The organism is Sulfurihydrogenibium sp. (genome assembly GCF_028276765.1).
GTDB lineage: Bacteria > Aquificota > Aquificia > Aquificales > Hydrogenothermaceae > Sulfurihydrogenibium.
The window spans coordinates 1-2,530 of the sequence record NZ_JAPYVU010000084.1 but is presented as its reverse complement, the minus strand read 5'-3'; the positions used below and the strand labels follow the sequence as shown (position 1 = coordinate 2,530).

3 protein-coding genes and 1 CRISPR repeat array are annotated in these 2,530 nt (G+C 34.0%); of the genes, 2 read left to right on the top strand and 1 reads right to left on the bottom strand.

Features of this window, described 5'->3' with window-relative positions; all coding sequences use genetic code 11:
* Positions 1–172: 172 nt before the first annotated feature.
* Both Q0929_RS08920 and thiD read left to right on the top strand, forming a co-directional pair.
* Entirely contained in the window at positions 173–793 is a 621-nt protein-coding gene (locus tag Q0929_RS08920; protein ID WP_299240116.1) for a pentapeptide repeat-containing protein, read from the top strand.
* Between the two features lie 3 nt (positions 794–796).
* Positions 797–1,600: a bifunctional hydroxymethylpyrimidine kinase/phosphomethylpyrimidine kinase gene (thiD, locus tag Q0929_RS08915; RefSeq protein ID WP_299240110.1), complete on the top strand. Its 804-nt coding sequence runs from the start codon at positions 797–799 to the stop codon at positions 1,598–1,600.
* A gap of 8 nt (positions 1,601–1,608) precedes the next feature.
* Here the strand turns inward: thiD and Q0929_RS08910 are convergent, their stop codons facing one another.
* On the bottom strand, positions 1,609–1,779 hold the full coding sequence (locus tag Q0929_RS08910) for a hypothetical protein (RefSeq protein WP_299240105.1): 171 nt from the start codon (positions 1,777–1,779) through the stop codon (positions 1,609–1,611).
* A gap of 167 nt (positions 1,780–1,946) precedes the next feature.
* A CRISPR array of direct repeats spans positions 1,947–2,498; the repeat unit is 29 nt; unit sequence CTTTATAACCCACACGGTTCAGATGGAAC.
* Between the last annotated feature and the right edge of the window lie 32 nt (positions 2,499–2,530).

Below are 2,530 nucleotides of genomic sequence, written 5' to 3'. Positions count from 1 at the left end.
ATTGTAAAATAAAGATTAGAGTTTTGCATTTTTACCTCCTTGGTGGAATTTTTGCTATTACAATTTTAACTGCCACCAAGGAGTTTTTTTAGATGTTTTATTTATATTTGAATTTCTCACCCAAAGTTTTAAAATATAATTATAAATCAATTAATTAAGTAGAGGTGAAGATATGGAGCTTACAAGAGAAGAAATAGAAAAATTAATAAAAGAAGGGAAAGATTTAGACTTTTCTTTTATGGATTTAGAAGGAATTGACCTGTCTGGATTAGACTTATCAAACGCAACTTTTACCGGTGCAAATTTGAAGAATGCAAATTTAGAGGGTGCAAATTTAGAGGGTGCTTTTATTGCTGATGCGAATTTTGAAAATGCAAACTTGAAAGACGCAAACTTACACAAAGCAGTTTTACAAAGAGTAAATTTAAGAAATGCAAATTTCGAAAATGCTAACTTATTTAGAACAGCTATTTTAGTAAGTGATGTATCTAAAGGTAATTTTAAAAATGCCAATATGCTAAACGTTAGACTTGAAGATTGCAAATTTACAGAAGCTGTGTTTGATTATGTAGATATGAGACACTCTAATGTAAGAGGTTCAGATTTTCAAAAAGCTTCTTTTGTAATGACAAAATTTAGCTATAGTGATTTTAGAAAAACTAAATTAGCCGGTGCTTGGTTTGAAAACGTTGAAGCGGAAGAGGTTTTAGTTTATGGCAGAAAGCCATGGCTTGAAGGTTCAAAAGCAGAAATTAATTATTCAAAAATACTTCCAAGCAACTTTGATGATTAATAGATGAGAAAAATTCCTAAAGCTTTAACAATTGCTGGCTCTGATAGTGGCGGTGGTGCAGGCATTCAAGCAGATTTAAAGACTATGACATCTTTGGGCGTATATGGAATGTCTGCTATTACGTCCATCACAGTTCAAAACACTGTTGGTGTTTTTGGTGTGTATGATCTGCCGCCACAAGTAGTATACGACCAAATAAAAGTAGTTGTAGAAGATATTGGCATTGATTCTGCAAAAACCGGAATGCTATCAAATGCTGGTATAGTTGAAGCGGTAGCAAAAGCTGTAAAAGATTTTAAAATTCCAAATTTAGTGGTTGACACCGTGATGAGGTCTAAGTCTGGAGACCCATTGTTAAAAGTTGCCGATGAACAGGCTTTAAAAGAAAAAATAATCCCGTTATCAGTTTTAATCACTCCAAACATTCCTGAAGCTGAAAGCTTAACAGGATTTAAAATAAAATCCTTAGAAGATGTAGAAAAAGCTTGTAAAAAACTATACTTAGATGGTGCTAATGCAGTACTTTTAAAAGGTGGTCATGGTGAGGGTGATAAAGTAATTGATGTGTTTTATGATGGAAGCAGGTTTGAGTATCTTATATCAGAAAGAATTAACACAAAAAATACACATGGCACAGGCTGCACTTTATCTGCTGCAATCTCTTCATACCTTGCAAAAGGATACAGTCTTTTAGATGCTGTAAAGAATGCTAAGGACTATGTCCATAATGCAATTAAACACTCGTTAGATATTGGTCATGGACATGGACCTTTAAATCATATGTGGCAGTTTTATAAAGATTTTTGAAAGTTTTTTCAAACATAAATATCAATATGTCCATCTTCTGTCTTCTCTTGCTCAGGCTTTTGGATAGGGAGCATTTCTTCTTTTACTTTCCTTTTCCTTTTCTTAATAAACTCTTTTTTTGAATCAACATCACTTATAGGCTTGATTTCGTAAACTTTTTCTATGTTGAAATCATCCATGATTAAATCCTAAGGTTTTTAACTGCTTATAAATTTAACTTAAAAATTTATTATTTCAATATTTTTGAAAGGGTGTTTCAAGATTTTTGTAAGCTTGCTTTTTTTGAAGTTGAGATTCTTCGCCGGCTGCAGAATGGCAATATTGACTCAATGTCTCACTTTTCACTTTACATAACCCACACGGTTCAGATGGAACGGTTAAAAAAATTTATAGGAGGTGCAGTATCATGAACTTTATAACCCACACGGTTCAGATGGAACCAAGAACTTATTAAAGCTTTTAATCTTGATAAAGACCTTTATAACCCACACGGTTCAGATGGAACGCAACAGCCTCAGCAGAGTTTAACCTAACTTGATACTTTATAACCCACACGGTTCAGATGGAACTATAGCAATAGACCCTTCATCCCAATACTCAGCAATCTTTATAACCCACACGGTTCAGATGGAACGGGGGTTGACTACCCCCTTGAGGCAATTGGTGAAATTGCTTTATAACCCACACGGTTCAGATGGAACTTTGATAACATAGCAACGCCTCCTAAAAGAAGTACCCCTTTATAACCCACACGGTTCAGATGGAACTGAAGAATGTATTAAGAAAAGTGCTAGAATTTTACACTTTATAACCCACACGGTTCAGATGGAACCAAATATGGAATTACTTTAAGATAGCTATTCAGGATTCTTTATAACCCACACGGTTCAGATGGAACAAGGAGGCAATTTATGAAATTCAATTTTGCTG

Excerpts from the sequence above, each read along its gene's own strand:
- Q0929_RS08920 (WP_299240116.1), top strand. The coding sequence starts at position 173 with ATGGAGCTTACAAGAGAAGAAATAGAAAAATTAATAAAAGAAGGGAAA.
- Q0929_RS08910 (WP_299240105.1), bottom strand. The coding sequence starts at position 1,779 with ATGGATGATTTCAACATAGAAAAAGTTTACGAAATCAAGCCTATAAGT.
- thiD (WP_299240110.1), top strand. The coding sequence starts at position 797 with ATGAGAAAAATTCCTAAAGCTTTAACAATTGCTGGCTCTGATAGTGGC.